We start from the raw sequence: 19,905 nt of genomic DNA on the forward strand, positions 1-19,905 counted from the left end.
GTTTCGGTCGAAAATCCCACTATTTTCGTAATCATGCAGAATAACACAGTACGGCGTGTAGCCAGTAGTCTGTTGCTTGTTCAGCTGTTAGGAACAATTTTTGTATACTTAGAGGTTACATTCCAAACATTTTATGTTGAAGTGTTAAAGCCATAACATTACATTTGCAACCAAATACATTTAGACCTGAATATTAAGCTGGTCCAAACTGACTGTGAAAACAAAAGACGAGATACTTAGAGAAAAGATATTGCTTGGCGCCGACAAGCTCTTTCAGAAATATGGTTTGTCGAAGACTACCATGGAAGACATTGCCCGTGAAGCCGGAAAGGGGAAAAGTACGCTTTATTATTACTTCAAAAGCAAAGAGGAAATATTTGACGCGATCGTACAGCAGGAAAAAGGAAGGCTTTTCAACCAAATACAGGAAGAGATATCAAAGGTGCCAACGGCAGTTGAGAAGCTAAGAACTTTTGTTACAATTCGTTTTCTGAGGTTAAAGGATATTTCCAACCTTTACAACGTCATGATAGAGGAAGTAAGGGACGTGCTCAATCAACAGCCTGGCGATTTTGCCTGCCCATATCGCAAGCAGTACGATCAGAAAGAAGCCAATATTGTGAAGAGTATATTGCAGTATGGCATTGTAACCGGTGAATTCAGGGTATTTTCTGAAAGTGATCTGGATATGATGGTTTTCGTTTTTATGAGTGCTCAGCACGGTTTGGAACTGGATCTGATCATATACGACAAACTTGACGAATTACTCACCCGACTGAATTTCCTGCATGAAATTATGCTTAGCGGGATAAAAAAATAATTTCTGATTGCACTACAAAAAGCAGGCGGTCTTCATTGGCTGCCTGCTTTTTCCATTGGAAAGTAAATTAAGATCTTTTATTTGGGTAAAATTTTTTAATCCTGTTCGATCTGGATTACCGTGTGATGTAGATCATCGCGCTTACGCGTATTCACAGGGTTTCGAGCAGATGTGTTTCTTTGGTTCGGGGAAAAACTTAGGCAAAAAGTCTCAAATAGAAGATAGTTTTATCCTTTATTGATCTTCGTTGCTGCTTTTCTGGCGGATCAACAATTTTTGCCCGTTTTAAGAATAAACTCCATCTCAATTCAGTTAAAATAGAGCAGGAGAAAAATATATAATTTTGCAGTTTATCAATTCCAATTACCCCGATCAGTGATTTTTTTGTAATGTGCAGTTTTTCAACGTTTTGGTTAAAATTTCTTAAAAAAGTATCATTCTTTGCTGTTGTAAGTCTTTTTCAGAATGACACACCTGTTTATTCTCAAAATTTGCACGACGTCAGTAAGATCATCGATTTCTCAAACAGTTTGAACGCTGCCCGCCTGAAAGTCCCGGGCGATACAAGCTGGCATAAGGTTGAACTAGGTGCGAATTTTAACCAGGGATCGTTTAGTGGAAACTGGACCGGCGGAGGAGTGAGTTCTGTTGGGATAGGTACTTTTTTTAATGCGCTTTTCGAGAATAAGGTTGGAAAAAATGCCTGGCGAACAGATTTTCAGTCTCAGTTTGGTTTTTTGAAAAACAGTGGACAGCAGAACAGAAAGAACCAGGACCGTATTTTTTTTGACACCAAATACACCAGAGAGATTGACAAGAAGTGGACGCTGTTTGCCAACATCAATTTCCAGTCACAGTTTTCGGCAGGATATGATTACGATCTGATTATTGATTCTGTAAAAGTTAAAAAGAAGGTGTCCGGTTTTTTGACTCCGGCCTATTTCACACAGTCAATCGGATTTGAATATAAACCTGATCCATATTTCTTTGTCAATTTTGCGCCAGGCGCATTCAGGCAAACCATTGTCTGGGATAAAAATGTTTATCCTTTCACACCTGACCAAAAGAACTACGGCGTTCCGATCAACGACCGGATCAGATATGAACTTGCTCTGATGCAGGTTGTAGCTAATTACAACCGCGATATAACGAAACAGATGAATTTGAAATTCAGGTATCAGCTCTATTCAAGCATTCTTGATCCGTCCAACATCGACAACCGGCTTGATGCCTCTTTAACAGCGAAAGTAAACAAGTTCATCAATGTCAATCTCAGTGCTATCATGGCTTATGACGACGATCAGAGCAGTCGTGTTCAGCTTGCACAGGGTTTAAATGTAGGATTTCTGTATTCATTTTAGAACGGTAGCGAGTGCGGGTTTTTGTAGTAGTAAAAATTCTAACCATGTTAGATAATGCGTTTCAGGCAAATGGAGCAAGGTCATGATTGAAAAAATAGCTACGAAGTACTTATCCGTAATCGGTCTGATATGGTTTATTTCCACCGTACAGATTGGATGTAGAAAGGATGACGAACCATCCCCTGCAACGCTCAGGGATTCCACAGCGGTTCATGATATTTTGGATAATGGCGCGCTGGCAACCACATCGGTTTCGGATCCCATACCGGGTACTGTGCTTCGTTACGGGCATGTCTGGGTCAAAAGCTCAGAAAGTGCAGGTGCGCCAACTACATCGGATTCAAAAAATGTGATTTCGGGCGCTTTACCAGCCACATTAAACTTTACCGGTCGGATTTTCGGATTGACAGTCAATACAGAATACAAGCTTCGGGCATTTGTAGAAACCAATAACGGCTTGATTTATGGAGAGTTAAAAACTTTTACAACCGCTCCCGACTACGTCGCGAGACTGGTACGAAATCTCAATGACTCGCTTAAAAACAAAGGTTTTGGGTACAGCTTTGTTGTAACCAGAAATAACGAAATTGTGGGAGAGGGGTTTGGCGGACATCAGGCACGTGATATTGAGGAAGGCGGGGAGCGGTTTGTTACGGTTGATACAAAAATGCAGATCGCGAGCATGACCAAGACATTGACAGCGGCTGCTTTTCTGAAACTCGCTTCTGAAAAGGGTATTAAAACAACTGACAAAATATTGCCCTATTTGCCGAAAAACTGGACTGTCGGGCCAAATATCGACCAGATTTCGTTTCGCGATCTTTTGCTCCACCAGAGCGGCATCACTGGTTTTAATGATATTTGTCAGAACGGAGCAGTGGGTGAAAACGGATGGTACGGTCTCCAATTATTGATTGAAAAAGGAATACGGCTGGAAAACCGTGGACGGCAGTGTTATCAGAATGCCAATTATGGTCTGTTTCGCGTGCTTATTCCTGCTATGCTTGGATTCCAGTTTTCCGATGATAATTACGCCGACGACCACGGAACAAGGCAATCTTATGAGAAATATTTGAAGGAAGAAATTCTGGGCAAACTTGGCGTGTCATCTTCGGGGATATTGGTCAACTCGGCCACCAGTCCCACATTTGGTTATGATTTCCCCTATTCACAAGGTACAAAAGGATTTGATCCGGGAGATTTTAGAAATGCTGCGGGAGGATATGGAGTTTATCTGTCTGCCCGGGAAGCGGCAAAGGTTTATTCAGGTTTGTTTTCAACCACCGATGCTTCCATATTATCGGCTGCCTTAAAAGATTCTATAATTACCCGCGGTATGGGCAGTTACAGCAGCGTCACACCGCAAGGCAAGTTTAGTTATCACGATGGTTGGTGGCAATCCGGTTTAAGCACCGGGAAAGCCAAAGGTTTCAGAAGTCTATGGATGAAATGCCCCGACGATATTACAGTGGTTATTTTTACAAATGCGCTACGCCATGGAGACGGTCTTTTCCCAATTCGCTCCGATTTCTATTCTGATATTACATCCTACGTTCTATGGGCTTTTTCGGACATAAGAACATCAGAAAACGGCAGAAGTCAGGCAGTCAACTTCCACCAATATTTGCAGGATCCACAGCCTCACTGATCGCATAACAAAAGACACTTCATAAATAAACCTATTGTCGCTGATTGGGTAAGCTAAGAGCTAACAGCCAACAGCTCAAAAAAAACGGGTACCCGCCAAAGCAAGTACCCGTCTCTTATGTAACAATCTCCTATGAATTACAAACCATTCGGAGCGGCACCAGCCGTAAGCGGCCATCCCGGATTTTGGTAGATCGGTGAAGTTGTAACATCACCACCAGTAGCTGTGATAATAAAATGCTGCGCAGCAATCGGGTTCAGGTAGTGAGCCATTGTCCAGCGAGATCCTTTGTAAGAATCTGCATTGCTACGGATCTGATGTGGTCTCAGGTACTGGCTCAACGCCGGGTCAGAAACTACGGCAGCGTTGTTTGTCGCACCGAAAGTCAGCTGAGCAGGTGTATACCAGTCTTTCATTGGTCCCCAAAGTTTGAATCCTTCTACATGGTAAGGCGTATTGATCATCTGATCCATCGCTCTCCATCTTTTCAAATCCATGTAACGAAGCCCTTCTGCCATCAACTCATTACGACGCTCACGACGGATGTTGTACAATGTTGGAGAAATCAACTGGTTGGCCGAGTAAGCACCCCAGTCAGCGGTTTCTTTACTCATTTGCGTAGCAGCAATGGTTTTGTCAAAATCTGCATTCACGCCGGCACGGGTACGGATCTGTTGCCAGTAAGTTCTTGCATCACCATCAAGCGTTCCGTTTTTCTCGTAACATGCTTCGATGTAGTTCAGATATGCTTCCACACCCCTGAAAGTGATAGAACCTGTGTAACCTGATCCATTTGCGGCATGAGCCGCGTCATATGTCAAACCTTTCCGGATGGTGTAGCCGGTAGAGTATTTTTTCTCATAACTCGATTCCCAAATTTGTGGATTGGGTTCGATCTCAGTTGCGTGCGTTCCCTGAGCCAGGTTGATCAATACGTTTTTCTGACCAGGTTCTTTCAGGAATAAGTTCAACCGACCGTCACGACCTTGTCTTACATCTGTAAGGTAATCGTCACCTTTGTAGCCACTGCCAGCTGCGTAAATCGGAAGACCGTTGCTCATCAGGAAACTTTCCACCATGCTGCGGGTAAGTCCCACCGCGTAGTTGCCTGCCATTGCGTTCACGGGTACATTGTGTGTAACCAGTGTTCTGTTGTATTGTCTCCAAAGCAAAACTTCACTGTAGCTGTTCATATTCTCAGCACTGAACATGGTGAAGTATGGGTTTTCATTGGTCAGAGCCTGGATTATACCAGTGTTGTTAACCAAAGCAGTTGTAGATGCAACCTCTTTTGCTGAAGCCATAGCCTGCGTAAGGAAGTACTCTATTTCGCCGTCGATACTTCCTGACGGGAATTGGTAAGAAGCATTGTAAGCCTTCGCTTTACCCGGCCAGTCTGGTCCGTTAGGAACCATCGCTGTTCCTTTGAAATATTTCAACCAAGTTCCTTCGTACAAAGCAACGCGTGATTTTAGTAATTGAGCTACTTTTTTAGAAATGCGGTTTTTTGCACCAGTTGGAGCAGTGTTTTGCATCATCAAAGCGGCCGAATCAAGGTCTGAGATGATAAAACGTGCTACCTCATTCCGTGGCTGACGAACACTGGCGGCAGTAAGCATTTCCTGATTGTCGGGGAATGTGTTACGAATAATAGGGAAATCACCCAAAGCCTGCAGTTTTGTGAAGTATTCATGAGCTCTTAGAAAATACATTTCTCCTATGTAGTGTCTAATATTGTTGTCAGCTCCTGTTATGCTTCCGTTTTTATAACGTGGCAGCACAGTTTCAAGAAAATAGTTTGCCTGGAAAATGTTGTTAAAACCCCAATCTCCTTCAATTGCAGCGACCCTCCATAAGCCTGGTATGTATTTATTATCCAAGGCCGGTACAGCCATGTTATCGGTGTTGCCATCAGTACCAAAAGTACCAAAGTTCCAGTTTGGGTGAGATGGTAAGATATCCGGATACCTTCTTACAGCAAAGGCGGCAAGATGGGATTCGTCTGTGAGGTAATCCTCTGGTGCGATCGCGGAAAGCGGAGCCTGATCAAGATAATCGTTACAGGATACCGCCAAGATGGCCATGGCACCTATAAGCAGGGTGTTTTTTATTTTATATTTAAAAAAACTCATTTTTTTTATATTAAAAAGTAAGACTTAAACCTGCTGCATACACTTTTGATAATGGATAGACACTTCCGCCAGATCCGCCATCAACTGTTTCAGGATCAAACATTTTGGCCATTTTTGAGCTGGTAAAGACATTCTCTCCTGATACATAAAAGCGCAGTTTCTGAATAGCCAGTTTTTTTGTGATAGATACAGGAAGTGTATAACCCAGCTGTATATTTTTCAGACGGATATAAGAAGCATCCTGTAGATAGCGTGTTTGTGTCTTTTGATTTTTATCGGTACTAAAATTAGGGCGTGGATAATAGGAATCCAGATTTTGTCCAAGAGGATGATTAGCATCCGCACGGAAATAATCTACGTGATCAACCAATCCGGAAGACCACCACATGTTGTTGGTTGCTCCCCAGAAGAAGTAACTTCCCTGCCAGTAGTCTCTTTTTAAAACACCTTGTAAAAATCCGCGGAAATCGAACCCCTTATAATCCAGATTGATATCGGCTCCAATGGTGTACCGAGGCGTGTTGTTACCGATCAGTTTTTTATCACCTGGGTTAGTCAATGTGTTAGCCCCCTCGGAAATACGTCCATCGCCATTCAAATCGGCATACATAATATCGCCCGCAGCCCACTGTGAACCAAACGCACTTTGTCCGCCATTGCCAAGTGTAGCTAAATGCGCATCCATTTCCTCCTGAGATTTTGCAATGCCGATTGTTTGATATCCCCAGATATCTCCTAATTTTTGTCCGGCTCTGTATTTAGCAAGATCTCCTGTTTCGTTAGGATATCTGGTAATAGTTGTTTGATAGTCTGAAAGAAGCAGACGCACGTTATAGCCCAATCCATTCTTCAATTTGTCATTCCATGCCACTTCAAACTCGAAGCCCCGCGTTCTCATATCGGTGTTATTTGTCTGAGGAACAGGTGTTCCCACGATTGCTGGCAAAGTAGGGGCAGGGCCCATCATGTTGGTGGTTGAACGCTGGAACCAGTCGAATGAACCTGTTAATTTGTTGTTGAACATACCAAAATCCAAACCGACATCATAACTTTTAATCGTTTCCCATGTAAGGGTTGAACTTATTAAATCTGGTGCGCTCGCAGTGTTTGGACGTGCTCCATCCACGAGCCAGGCGCCATTTGAGGCTCCTGGAATTATCGTTTGATAAGTAGGATAGTACTGTGGATTCGTATCAGATGGTTTCTGGTTTCCGAGTTGTCCATAAGATCCACGAATCTTAAATGTATTTATCATTGCTAAATTATCCTCCCAGAACTTTTCTCTGGCCACATTCCAGCCTACTGATACAGAAGGGAAAAGGGACCATCGAACATCTGAACGGAAACGTGAGGACCCATCGTAGCGCAGGTTCGCTTCAAACAGGTATTTGCCATCATAGTCATAGTTGAGCCTGCCAAAGAAACCTGCCGTAGCCCAGCGGTTATATTGACCGGCAACCACCGGCGCAACAGGAAGGCCATTAATATCCATACCCGAAGCGGTATTCAAAGTTGGCAAACTTGGTACAATAATTCCGTTACGTGTAGCATTGAAATCTCTGAACTTGTTTTGTTCGGTCTGAAATCCCCCCATTACTTTGAAGAAATGTTTTAAACCAATTGTTCTGCTGTATTCTGAATACAAATTCGCATTGAAATAATTCTCTTTGTAAGCGTACTCATATACCTCCGAATTTCTGCTATACAAAATTGGGTTGCCGGCAACGTCATAATTGTAAGTTTGTTGCACATCCCAATGACGGAAATCGTTACGTGTACGATAATTAATCTCACCAAATGTTTTCCAGCCTTTTACTGGTTCAAATACCAATTGCAGTTGCTGAAAAAGATAATCTTTTTGATTACGGTCTTTGCCTCCGTCTCTCATGCCCAACGCAGGTGAGGGCGAGCTGAACATATTTCCATTTGGGTCATACAACGGTAGTGTAGGCCATCCTTGTCTTCCAAGACCCTCATAAAAGCCATTCGTCAAATTGGAAGGACGATTGTAATCTTCACGGATAAAACGAGTACTGTAATTTACAGAAACTGCTTCTGAAAGTTGTGAGTTTATTTTTGCAGTAAATCCATAACGCGTGAAGTCATCCTGATTGAATTTCATCAACCCTTGCTGACCCATGTAGTTACCAGAAAGGTAAACCTGCGTTTTATCGTTACCGCCGCTCAGGCTGAAATTATGCTCTTGTGAAAGCGTCTTGGCCCGAAACATTGCTTTATACCAATCAACATTAGCATTTCCTTGCGCATATCCATCTGCCCATCGGCTTGGATTATTAGGATCCGGAATGGTTGTGCCGGTAAATGTTCCATTCTGATAATCTTTGATGCGCTGCAAATGTGCTGCATTAAAGTGAGGAGCACTTCCGCCGTTTTGACCCGCATCATTAAAATAAAGGGCAAAGGTGTATGAATCCATCATTTTTGGCATCAGAACGGGAGAAGTTGAGCGCAAGCTATTGTTGTAATTCAGCTGCAACTTGCCAGACTTCCCTCTTTTCGTCGTGATCAAAATTACTCCGAATGCTGCACGTGATCCGTAAACAGCAGCTGCGGCAGCATCCTTCAACACCGAGATGCTTTCGATATCCTGCGGGTTGATTGCGTTGAGAGAACCTTCCATTCCATCAACCATAACCAAAGGCGCAGAAGATGAATTACCAATTGTTCCTGTTCCACGTATGTTGATTATAGGACTGCTTTCAAGTGAACCATTATTTTGTGCAATGTTCAATCCTGTCACAAGACCTTGTAGCGCTTGCGCTGCATTTTGCACCGGACGGTTTTCAATCGCTTTTGCGTCTACTGTTGCAACCGCACCGGTTAGGTTGACTTTTTTCTGTGTACCAAAGCCGACAACCACAACTTCGTCGAGATTATTGTCATTGTTGGCCAAAGTAACATCTACTTTATAAACGCCGCCCGCGGAAGGTTGGCGACCTGCAAGTGTCACTTCATTCGCAGTGTAACCAATGAAGGTAAACATCAGAACCGCATCCGATGGCACTTCAAGTTTGTAGGCACCATCTGCATCGGATATGGTACCGGTAGTAGTTCCTTTGGCAATAATACTAACGCCCGGCAAGGTGCCCTGGGCGTCTCTAACTACACCTTCAACCTTGACAGTTTGTGCAAAACCGCTCGTAAAGGATAGTAAAGTCATCATCAAACCGAGCACAAAGCCTGATCTTCTGAAGAACATGGGTAATAATTTTTTAGTCATAGAATAATTGGGTTAGAACTTTAATCCTGTTGAGATTTATGGGTTTCAACAAGAGTTTTACAGAACATGAGAAAATTACCGGGAGCTTTTAAGCAAACTTATTTCCCGGGGAAAGGGCACTGAGGGTTTTTCCTGTAGAGTTTATCTTGTCATATGTACACGTATTTGTTGGTGAATAATTGGTGCCTGGTTGATTAATCGTTTACATCGGTCCGGTAGTATAATTAAGATTTGTGGTGTGTGTGGAAATGGACTTTCGAAAGAAATGTCGCGTTGTGACTGAGTTTCAAGGCAGACCAGGAATTAGAATTTCTTATAACTGTTTACTGCTGTGAATAGAGGTTTAAGGGTAAGGAATGAGTCGTTTGGAGTTGTATTTTAAGCATTTCCCTTATGTGTCAAATAATAATATGAATAGTTCAAAATTAGGCACCCATTTCGATAAAAAGAGGGTGTAATTCGTTAATAAAGGGGTAAAATTCGTTTTGAATAAATACAATGTATTATTTATATTTGTAGTATTATTCCAAGTTTGTAGTCAATTTAAGTGACAGGAGATATCCGTTTTGTAGAACAGAAAGTGAGACAGAGGAAGCTGGTAAAGTGGCGTATTTTGACAACCCTTTTTTGGGTACTGTTTTGCAGTAATTTCAGCTGGGGGCAAGATGAAAACGGATTCAGATTCGAGCAAATCACGGTGGACGAAGGTCTTGCGCACAGTGACGCTATGGCCGTAATTCAGGATAATGATGGTTTCGTCTGGATTGGGACTAATAATGGCATCAACCGATACGACGGGTATGAGTTAAAAAAATACGACCTCGTCAACAATCACCAGCGCGGATTGTCGAGCAACCGGATAAGGGCGATGCACATTGCCAGGTCGGGGAGGATGTGGGTTGGTACAGAGCACACCGGCCTGTTTTACTACGACCCTTATGCAGATTCTTTTAAAAATGTAGAAGAACTTGCCACCGACCTTTCTTTAAAACCCCTCTTAGCTCTCATCAACAGAACTTCGGTCAGGACCATCGTTTCTGATCACGAGGGTAGAATTTGGATTGGAACGCAGGATTACTGTGTTTTTGTCATCAGTATGAATGGCGAGGGCAAGGTAACCGCAATCGAAAGAATACGACTCGGCGTTTCTGGTGTAACAGATCCGGATATTATGAGTTTGCAGGCTGATGGCAATGGGCGTATGTGGATTGGTACACTTGGAAGTGGTTTGTGGCGATTCGATATCAAAAACCTCGGACAGAAAAGTAAATCGTATCGGGCTTCCCGGGTAAATGTTTTTCCTGAGCAGGATGTTCGGGCATTGTACGAAGATCGCAACGGAGATTTTTGGGTGGGCTCCGACACAAAGGTCTACTATGCTTCCAAAGATAATTTCAGTCGGATCGTACCTGTGTTTAAAGAGTTGAACCACAGCTTCCACGGACTGCAGTGTTTCTACATGGACTCTGCCGGAAGGCTTTGGATGGGAACCAATTTCGGTGTCGTCATGATGCCAGATCCCGGGACTTATCTGTCACAACCTGAAAAAAATAAACTTCAGAATTTTTTACCAGTTGACGGCGACGAACACAGCATCAATTCCGGGCGTATCCATCAGATCGTTGAAGACTCGTTTAACAATCTCTGGCTGGCAGCTTCGGCAGGTGGTGTGAATAAAGTACATCTGCATCCCAGACGTTTCGGGAAAATACAGAGACGGTCATCGGGAGGCAGAACATTGCCCAACAACTACGTGAACGCCATTCATTCTGACGAGGGGAATAAGCGTCTTTACATTGGCACAAGAAATGGCTTCTCACAATATGATCTGATCAGCAAATCCTTTCAAAATTTTCTCAACAGGGCTGCTTCCGGCAATGTGACGGGTACCGATGTATCTGCTTTTTTGGTTACAGGTGAGAAGGTCTGGATCGGAACACGTTACAACGGATTGTTCCGGATGGACAGAAACACCGGTCGGTCGCCGGAAAGATATTCCGAGCTTAAAGGGAACAGAAGCTGGAATTACATCAGTATTGAAAGTATTGTCGCTGATAAATCGGAAAGGGTTTGGGTTGGTTCCAATGAAGGCCTTATGCTGTTTGACAAGAACGGTGGATACATTAAAACTTACCAGATCGCCAATTCAGACCTCCCTTCCAATCAGATCACATTTTTGCTCTATGATAAAACCAAAGACGTGATCTGGGCCAGTACTGTGGATAAGGGCGTTGTGCAGTTGCAAGAAAAAGACGGCCGAATTGTTGTTCTCAACCATTTTAAGCATGAGCCAGGCAATAGTAACAGCCTGAAAGTCAATTATGCCTGGCCGCTTTTGCTGGACAAGAAAGGTGATATATGGATTGGAACCATTGGTGGCGGGCTGCACCGTCTGGTCTATGCCAATGGCAAATATACCATGGAGCGTTATCAGCGCTGGCTACCCGAAAATGACATTGAAAGTATTCTGACCGATGATGCAGGCAATCTGTGGATTGGCGGAGCGGGTCTATTTAAATTTTCGCCGGTTACCAAAAAATACCTGCATTATGATGTCAGCGACGGGCTTCAGAGTAACTCTTTTAAAGTTGGGTCCGCATATCGGGCAGCCGACGGAACCATGTATTTTGGAGGAACAAACGGGCTGAATTATTTTCATCCCGATCGCATACCATCCAATCCTTATGCGCCCGTGGTACGCATTACGAGGTTAAGGGTGCTCAACCGGAATCCTTCTCCGAATGACAATGAAATCGGCAGCTCTATGGTTACAAGGGCTTTTTCGGAAGAGGAAGGGGTAACCATCCGAGCAGTAGAAAATGATTTTTCGTTTGAATTTGTCGGACTCAACTACGTCAATCCCGAGAAACAGAAGTATGCCTATCACATGGAAGGTTACAGCAGCGACTGGGTGGAGCTTCCTCAGGGACAACGCGTTGCAAGTTTTGCAAACCTGCCCGCTGGAAATTATACGTTTAAAGTGAAGGTCAACAATGGTGAAGGCGTTTGGTCTGACAGTCCTGCGGAGGTGAAAGTGGTGATACTTCCGCCATGGTATAAAACGTGGTGGGCGTACACGGCGTATGTACTGCTTGTGGGAGCAGCTTTGACATGGTACCGTCGTATGATGCTGGCTAAGTTGGAGTTAAAAAACAGGGTCGAAATTGAAAAACTTCATGCTGAGAAGGAAAAGGAAATAGCGGAAGTTAAAATCAATTTTTTTACCAATGTTTCACATGAATTCAGGACGCCGCTCACGCTGATCCTGGGACCGATGGAAGAATTTATGGCATCTATGGGTGAATCCGGCGAGATCAGGGACAAGGTGACCATGATGCACAGGCAAACGCAGAAATTGCTCAGTCTGGTAAACAAGCTCCTGAGTTTCAGGAAGATTGAAAGCGGCAATGCATCCATCTCTGCCAGCAGAAGAAATGTGATCAGTTTTGTGAATGAGATCTTCGTGATCTTCAAGGTGAAAGCCGACGAACGTGATCTGGAGTACAATATGGAGGCTCCTCCGGAAGCGGTAATGTTATATTTCGATCCCGAAAAACTGGAAGTAATACTGACTAACTTGCTTTCCAATGCTTTTAAATATACACCTGATGGTGGGAAAATTGATGTTTCAGTAAATTGGAAGGGTGATTCGGAAATGGACGCCGTATGGAACGCGGGTAAGCTGGCAGATAACTATCTCACCATCGCGGTGCAGGATTACGGGTTTGGTATCAGGGAGGAAGAATTGGGCAAGATATTCGATCCCTATTATCAGGCTTCCAACACAAACGCAGAGACGTGGAAAGGTACCGGGATAGGTTTGGCTTTGGTGAAGCAATTGGTTCAAAGTCATTCGGGAGAGGTTGACGTGAAAAGTAAAATAGGAGAGGGTACTATTTTTGAAGTGAAGATGCCGTTCGGCAAAGCACACCTGTCCGCAATTGATCTTAAAGAAGATGTGGTGGGTAAAAGGCCTGTTTTATTGATCCCGGATAAGGAAGTTTCTGCCGCTCCTGTGGAAAGTCCGGTTTCCGTTCGACGGCTCAAAATGCTGATCGTGGAAGACAATGCCGATCTTCAGGAATATCTCAAAAGTCTCTTTGAAAATACGTTCGAGGTAATTTTGTCACCCGATGGCCTTGATGGCTGGAACCGTATCGGGAATCTTATGCCTGATTTTGTGTTGAGTGACGTGATGATGCCGGGTATGAATGGGTTGGATCTTTGTAAAAAAATAAAACAGAATCCTAAAACATCTCATATACCAGTGATATTGCTGACGGCCAGGGCAGCGGCTGTACAAGAGCTCGAAGGCCTGGAAACGGGTGCGGATGACTACATTGCGAAGCCATTTAATCCGCAGATATTACGGGCCAAAGTGGCTGCTATTTTGCAAAACCGTAACAAACTCCATGCTTACTATCAGCGGAGGATACTACTGGAACCTACGGAAATTACCATTCCGGATGAGGATAAAATATTTCTTGAAAACGCGATGCGTACGGTGGAGGAAAATCTCACAAACACCGATTTTAATGTCCAGACCCTCGTTGGCATGATGGGAATGAGCCAGTCGGTTTTTTACAAACGTGTTAAGAATATGACGGGGCAGTCTGTCATAGAATTCATAAAGGATATACGCCTGAAACGGGCTGCGCAGTTGCTGGCAAACGGCAATGCCCGTATTTCGGAAATTGCCCTGATGGTAGGTATAGAAGACCCCAAGAATTTCAGAGTGTCGTTTCAGAAAGTTTATAACATGTCCCCGTCACAGTACGCCCGATTCCATCGCGAAGGTGTGAAAGACAATGACGAAAGATAGATACATGCGGATCCGTTGAGATTTGAAATGATTTTTGCTCCGGAAGGTCTTTGGTACGATTGTTTCAGGTGTATTTTTTAAATAAACCAATAGACTAAAAGACATGAAAAAGTTAATAATGATTGCCGCACTTGTAGCTGCATCTACGTTTGTATACGCACAGGAAACAACAGGTGAAAAAGTAAAAGAAAAGACCAAGCAAACTGCGAAAAAGGTAGGTGAAGGAGTTGAAAATGGTGCTGAAAAAGTAGGAGAGACTGCCGAAAAGGGGTATGACGCCACTAAAAAGGGAGTGAAAAAAGGTGCTAAGAAAACAGGAGAATTAGCTGAGGATGGCTATGATGCTACCAAAAAAGGTGTGAAAAAGGGTGCTAAAAAAGTTGGCGAGGTGGCCGAGGACGGTTATGACGCTACTAAAAAAGGCGTTAATAAAGCTGCCAAAAAAGTTGAGAAGAAAACTGACGATCAATAGTGAGTCTATTTCTAACAATAAAAAATCTACCTCCGCAAAGGCAGATTTTTTATTGTTAGTCCGTCGCTACACGGTAATCGGGGTCTTCCATAACATTCACATGAATTACTGATGATGCGTTTCTTAAAAGCCTGCGGCAGTCTTCACTCAAATAACGCAATTGTAGTTTTTTACCCGCTTTTGCGTAGCGTTCGGTCAGTTTGTTCAGGGCCTCAATCCCCGACATATCGGCAATACGGCTGTCTTTGAAGTCAATAACAACAACTCCCGGGTCGGTTGCCACATCGAATTTTTCCTGAAATGCACTTACAGAACCGAAGAATAGCGGTCCGTATATCTCATAATATTTTACGCCATTTTCATCGGTATACTTACGTGCACGGATCCTTTTTGCACTTTCCCAGGCAAATACCAGCGCGGAGATAATTACCCCGATCAATACAGCAAGGGCAAGGTTGTGCAAAAATATGGTGATCAGCGCTACAACTACGCCTACGAATATATCCTGTTTAGGCATTTTGTTTATGATCCTGAAACTCGCCCATTCGAAAGTGCTGATCGCAACCATGATCATCACACCGGTAAGTGCAGCCATAGGAACCAGTTCAATCACAGGAGAAGCAAACAGAATGATGCTCAAAATGGTAAGCGAAGCTATTATACCAGACAAACGAGCGCGTGCACCGGCAGCCAGGTTCACCATTGTTTGTGCGATCATAGGGCAACCTCCCATGCCAAAGAAAAAACCATTCAAAATATTGGCAGCACCCTGCGCCAGGCTTTCCCGGTTTCCATTGCCTTTGGTTCCCGTGATTTCATCTACCAGGCTCAGCGTTAACAATCCTTCCGTCAGTCCTACTCCGGCCATTATGAGCCCGTATGGGAAAATAATCCGGAGTGTCTCAAAAGTGAGCGGAACGCGGGGTATATGAAAGGGCGGAAATCCTCCGCCAACTGATGCGATATCCTTAACAAGACGTGTATCGATCTGGAAACCAAGTACAACGAAGAACACTACTATAATGGCAACCAGAGAGGGAGGAACTGCCTTCGTAAAACGGGGAAGAATGGTCGTGATCGCGATCGTCAGACCAACCAAACCAGCCATGATCATCAGCGGGGCGCCTTCAAGCCACGCGTCGGAACCGGGCTCGCGGGACTTGAACTGATCCAGTTGTGCCATAAAAATGATGACAGCAAGTCCGTTGACAAAACCATACATAACAGGCTGGGGCACGAGCCGGATAAATTTGCCCAGCTTGAACAATCCTACCGCAATCTGAAAAAGACCTGCCAGCGCTACTGCGGCAAACACATATTCCATTCCGTGGGAGTTCATCAGAGCGATAAGTACCACAACTGTCGCGCCTGCTCCGCCGGAGATAAGTCCCGGTCTGCCGCCGAAAACGGAGGTGACCAGCCCCATAATAAACGCAGCGTAAAGGCCAACAAGCGGAGGCAAACCTGCAAGAATGGCAAATGACAACGATTCGGGAATCATTGTCATTGCCACGGTAAGTCCAGCAAGTATTTCGTTTTTGTAATTTATCTTTTGCCTGAAATCGAAAAGATTTAAGTATGACTGCATATGCGGGTGAAAGCTCAATTATTCAGCGAAAATAGTCGTTTTTCTGCTTGCAGTAGAAATTACCTTTCTTTATGAGTCTGTTTAAAAGTGGGATGTTAAGTTTTTCATATGCCTTGAATTTAGGTACGAGGGGTAATTTTTCTACGTAAAGTTTAAATTTGTAAATTATCAATCTATTGATTTACAGCTGTTTAATGTTATTTTTTACTAAGTCGTAAGTTGAAGTTCTGAAATCGGTTTCAGCGGAGGGTTGCAGGCTTGTTGCAGGCACAATATTTTTTATGTTCCGAGAAATCACTTTTACTCAAAACAGAACTACCAAACACATGATGACAGCACAACAGCCAGAGTCAACGATCCTCTCAGGGGTGGACATGAACGAAGTACTGATACACGCTGCGAGGCTGGGAGACACAGCGGTAATCGCAGAACTATTGGATCGAAAGATAGATGTGGATGCCAGAGATTCGAAAGGTTACACACCACTTATTATTGCATGTTACAACAATCATTATGATGCGGCAAAGTTGCTGCTGGATGCCGGTGCTGATGTCAATGCGCAGGATACGGGTGGTAATACCGCATTGATGGGCGTTGCTTTTAAAGGATATTTGGATATTGGCAAGCTCCTGATTGAGCGAGGTGCGGACCTGAACCTGCAACACGGCAACCGTGGCACCGCCCTTATGTTCGCAGCCATGTTTGGTCGTAATGATCTGCTCCGATTGTTACTTGAAAAAGGAGCTGATCACACTCTAACAGACACCAGAGGGCTTTCCGCCAGCGATCTGGCTGCACAGCAAGGCAACGAAGAAGGCATCCGGATTTTGGAAAAAATGTAATTTCAGAATATTGTTTGTACTCAGAATTCCAGCATTCTGGTACGCAGTTCAACTACATTTTTTACACCTAACTTGGCGAAAATTGTAGCTTTAACAGTGCTTACCGTTGAGGATTTAAGACCGAGCATTAATGCGATACCGGAAGTTTTCTCACCTTCGCTTACCAGCCGTGCTATCTCTGATTCCCGCAGGGATAAGATTCCGGGTGTTTTAAGGGAAATTTTCCTTTGAATCACCTGCTCAATAATGTGTTGCTGTATGATTGAGCAAAGGTAGTTTTTGCCGGAAAACACCATATTAATGCATTTTATGATTTCCTCCTCTTCGCAGGACTTATCGAGATAACCGCTCACTTTGGCACGCAACGCTTTCAGTGCCTTGTTGTAATTCACATTATCCTCGTAAATAATGAGAGGTGCCGAAGGAAATGAGGACCTCATTTTGGATGCCTGGTTAAATCCTTCCCGCTCATGAATATTATTGAGGTGCATAATGATCAGATCGGGCTGAAAGGGCAGCAAATCTCTTTCAATGTTGATGTGCGTTTTTGTTTCCTGTGTCTGAAGTCCGGGGAAGTTCTTTTGGAGCAGATATACCAGCCCTTTTCTAAAAATAAACTGATTGTCAAGTATGGCTATACGTAGCATAGTAACTGGAGGTTCAATGTTGAATTGGCTGTGGGTTAGAACAAAAAAGGCAACAAGCCAGCATTCACTGTGTCGGCAGCGTGCGTTGTGAGTTTCTGAATATGCTGATGAATAAAGAAAAATCCTTTTAAGATTAGTTCTTTGCGTATGGGTCCCGGTGTTTTCTGAGATTTAAAACTTGTCGGGGGGAAGAGATAAATTGTTGAAGGCCCAAACGGACCCGGCAAATCGACTGGAAACTGGATTTCGGAAATTTTTAATATTACGTTTCATATTCTACTGATTCATATTGAGGGAAGACCTGGTAATTTACACAATACGCTCCGGCCTTGATGTTGTCCATGGTGGAGATAGACGAACGTATACTGTCAAATGTAGCATCTTTATGTGAGTTTTACTAACAATATCTTCGCAAATTTCCATTTTTTTATTCAAAGTAATTCTATATGTATGACGAATAATGGGAGGCGAGTTAGCTGTGGTTCAACAACGGGATGTTCCGTTTTGTAGACTGGCCCGTGTTTCCGCATTGTGCTAAGACGTTTTATGAAATTTATGGAAAACAGGGACTCATTATTTCATTCCTGCCTCAACCCGCTTCACACGCCAGGCCACGATCTCCGCAATGAGGTCTAAGGGTATGGGTTGGCTATACGGGAATTGAATTGAACCCTTACCGGTTTTGTAAGCAGATAGATCACGCTCAAATACATCGTTCGCAGTAGGTGCAGGATAAAAACCAATGTGGTTATTGAATGCAGCAAAGTGAACCAGATTACTCCTGAAAATAAAAGTTGGCATGTTGTACTTAATGGCTTCGGTAGCCTCGGGAACCGTGTTTTGGATCGCGGTCCGGATATCCTGTAAAATCTTTTGGATATCGGATGGAAATCCGGCAATATACTCGTCGATATTGGAAGATTTAGCGGCAGCCATCGGCAGATTATATCAGATAAGAAAGGAATGTATTGGAGCCTTTCATGAACTCAATTTCCGGTGAAAATTACAAGGATATCCGGGTCAGTTGTTTGGTACTATGTTGTGTAAATTTATTGCTATTCTGACTAAAAATTACTTTTGGATTGAATATATCGGTTTTTGTTACGTTTTCGGGCGCTGTTTTCAGTTTCCTACACGCAAGTTTTGTAATTTTGGTACACTATGTTATCAAGTGCTACTCAGAAATATTCAATTCCGGTAATTAAAAAGGATCAGCCGGACGACAATCACAAGTTTCAGAACTTACCAGAACCTACCGGTCCATACCCATATCGTCTATCGCTCGAAAACGCTAATATTTTTCCGGCGGCGGACAAAATGGTGTTCCATATGGTGGGTGACACAGGTAGTCTTCGCAGTCCCGATTTTCAAAAGCTCGTTGCCGGACAAATGGAAGAGCAGTTTTCAGGAGTTGCGGAGCGCGACCAGCCTGCATTCTTGTATCATTTGGGTGACGTTGTTTATAACCACGGCGAGGTGGAACGTTACCAAAGACAGTTTTTTGAACCTTACCAAAATTACCCAAGACCAATATTTGCCATTCCTGGGAATCATGATAGCGACGTTAATCCGGACAACCCCGTTTCATACCGCAGTCTGGATGCGTTTACAAAAGTTTTTTGTACTCCAAATGCCGGAAGTATTGCTTTCAGTGGAGGCAACAGACGGCAAAGCATGACGCAGCCCAATGTCTATTGGACTTTGGAAACGCCGCTGGTCAATTTCATAGGCTTGCATGGCAATGTGACTAAATTTGGTAGTATCACTGCCGAACAAAAGGAATGGTTTATCAACGAGCTAAAATGGGCAGGAAAGCAAAGGCCGGAAAAGGCTCTGATCGTTTGCATACATCACGCACCGTTTTCTGCCGACATCAATCATGGAGCAAGCATTCCCATGATCGAATTTTTTGAAAGCGCTTACAAGGAAACCGGCGTTAAGCCTGATATCGTTTTTAGTGGCCATGTGCATAATTATCAGCGTTTTGCGAAGAAATACGACGACGGGACAGTGGTTCCTTTTATAGTGGCAGGAGCCGGTGGATACGATGAACTGCATCCGGTGGCACTCCTGAGCGACGATCGGTTTACCCCAGACAGCCCGTTATTTGAGGGAGTAACCCTTGAAAATTTTTGCGATACAAAACATGGTTTTTTAAAGGTAAGTGTCGAAAAGAAAACAGAAGGAGTGGAAATAGCGGTGGAGTATTATACCATTCCTCACGAAAAAATCATGGAAACATTTGATCCTGCACCTTTGGCAGATGCCTATCGGTTTATAGTGAAATAGAATCTTATTGTCGATTTCATTAAGAAATAAAAATCCGCCCGAG

12 protein-coding genes are annotated in these 19,905 nt (G+C 43.6%); 7 read left to right on the plus strand and 5 right to left on the minus strand.

All coding sequences use genetic code 11. From position 1 onward, the window contains the following. Positions 1 to 214: 214 nt before the first annotated feature. The 3 genes from LZG71_RS22710 (at position 215) to LZG71_RS22720 (ending at position 3,829) form a co-directional block, all read left to right on the plus strand. Positions 215 to 820, plus strand: coding sequence for a TetR/AcrR family transcriptional regulator (locus tag LZG71_RS22710; protein ID WP_233824282.1), 606 nt, complete (start codon positions 215 to 217; stop codon positions 818 to 820). Positions 821 to 1,311: 491 nt separating this feature from the next. Then, positions 1,312 to 2,181, plus strand: coding sequence for a DUF3078 domain-containing protein (locus LZG71_RS22715; protein WP_233824284.1), 870 nt, complete (start codon positions 1,312 to 1,314; stop codon positions 2,179 to 2,181). Between the two features lie 82 nt (positions 2,182 to 2,263). After that, the gene (locus LZG71_RS22720) at positions 2,264 to 3,829 is read left to right on the plus strand and encodes a serine hydrolase (RefSeq protein ID WP_233824286.1); all 1,566 of its coding nucleotides are present in this window, start codon (positions 2,264 to 2,266) and stop codon (positions 3,827 to 3,829) included. Positions 3,830 to 3,966: 137 nt separating this feature from the next. On the opposite strand, the gene LZG71_RS22725 is transcribed toward LZG71_RS22720, so the two are convergent. Beyond that, on the minus strand, positions 3,967 to 5,961 hold the full coding sequence (locus LZG71_RS22725; RefSeq protein WP_233824288.1) for a RagB/SusD family nutrient uptake outer membrane protein: 1,995 nt from the start codon (positions 5,959 to 5,961) through the stop codon (positions 3,967 to 3,969). 10 nt (positions 5,962 to 5,971) lie between these two features. Next, positions 5,972 to 9,202: a TonB-dependent receptor gene (locus LZG71_RS22730; RefSeq protein ID WP_233824289.1), complete on the minus strand. Its 3,231-nt coding sequence runs from the start codon at positions 9,200 to 9,202 to the stop codon at positions 5,972 to 5,974. 613 nt (positions 9,203 to 9,815) lie between these two features. Between LZG71_RS22730 and LZG71_RS22735 the strand changes: the two genes are divergently transcribed. Continuing rightward, a complete protein-coding gene (locus tag LZG71_RS22735; protein WP_233824291.1) occupies positions 9,816 to 14,024 on the plus strand; it encodes a hybrid sensor histidine kinase/response regulator transcription factor in 4,209 nt (1,402 codons plus the stop codon). A gap of 103 nt (positions 14,025 to 14,127) precedes the next feature. Continuing rightward, entirely contained in the window at positions 14,128 to 14,496 is a 369-nt protein-coding gene (locus LZG71_RS22740) for a hypothetical protein (RefSeq protein ID WP_233824292.1), read from the plus strand. A gap of 55 nt (positions 14,497 to 14,551) precedes the next feature. Here the strand turns inward: LZG71_RS22740 and LZG71_RS22745 are convergent, their stop codons facing one another. Beyond that, positions 14,552 to 16,084: a SulP family inorganic anion transporter gene (locus LZG71_RS22745; RefSeq protein WP_233824294.1), complete on the minus strand. Its 1,533-nt coding sequence runs from the start codon at positions 16,082 to 16,084 to the stop codon at positions 14,552 to 14,554. A 326-nt stretch (positions 16,085 to 16,410) separates the two neighbouring features. On the opposite strand from LZG71_RS22745, the gene LZG71_RS22750 reads away from it, so the two are divergent. Continuing rightward, positions 16,411 to 16,926, plus strand: a complete 516-nt coding sequence (locus tag LZG71_RS22750) for an ankyrin repeat domain-containing protein (RefSeq protein WP_233824296.1) — start codon at positions 16,411 to 16,413, stop codon at positions 16,924 to 16,926. 20 nt (positions 16,927 to 16,946) lie between these two features. On the opposite strand, the gene LZG71_RS22755 is transcribed toward LZG71_RS22750, so the two are convergent. Together LZG71_RS22755 and LZG71_RS22760 are read right to left on the minus strand one after the other, a co-directional pair. Continuing rightward, positions 16,947 to 17,573, minus strand: a complete 627-nt coding sequence (locus tag LZG71_RS22755; RefSeq protein ID WP_233824297.1) for a response regulator transcription factor — start codon at positions 17,571 to 17,573, stop codon at positions 16,947 to 16,949. A 573-nt stretch (positions 17,574 to 18,146) separates the two neighbouring features. Next, on the minus strand, positions 18,147 to 18,509 hold the full coding sequence (locus LZG71_RS22760; RefSeq protein ID WP_233824298.1) for an iron chaperone: 363 nt from the start codon (positions 18,507 to 18,509) through the stop codon (positions 18,147 to 18,149). Positions 18,510 to 18,734: 225 nt separating this feature from the next. On the opposite strand from LZG71_RS22760, the gene LZG71_RS22765 reads away from it, so the two are divergent. Further along, positions 18,735 to 19,862: a metallophosphoesterase gene (locus tag LZG71_RS22765; RefSeq protein WP_233824300.1), complete on the plus strand. Its 1,128-nt coding sequence runs from the start codon at positions 18,735 to 18,737 to the stop codon at positions 19,860 to 19,862. Positions 19,863 to 19,905: the final 43 nt, after the last annotated feature.

The organism is Dyadobacter sp. CY312 (assembly GCF_021390535.1).
Taxonomy (GTDB): domain Bacteria; phylum Bacteroidota; class Bacteroidia; order Cytophagales; family Spirosomataceae; genus Dyadobacter.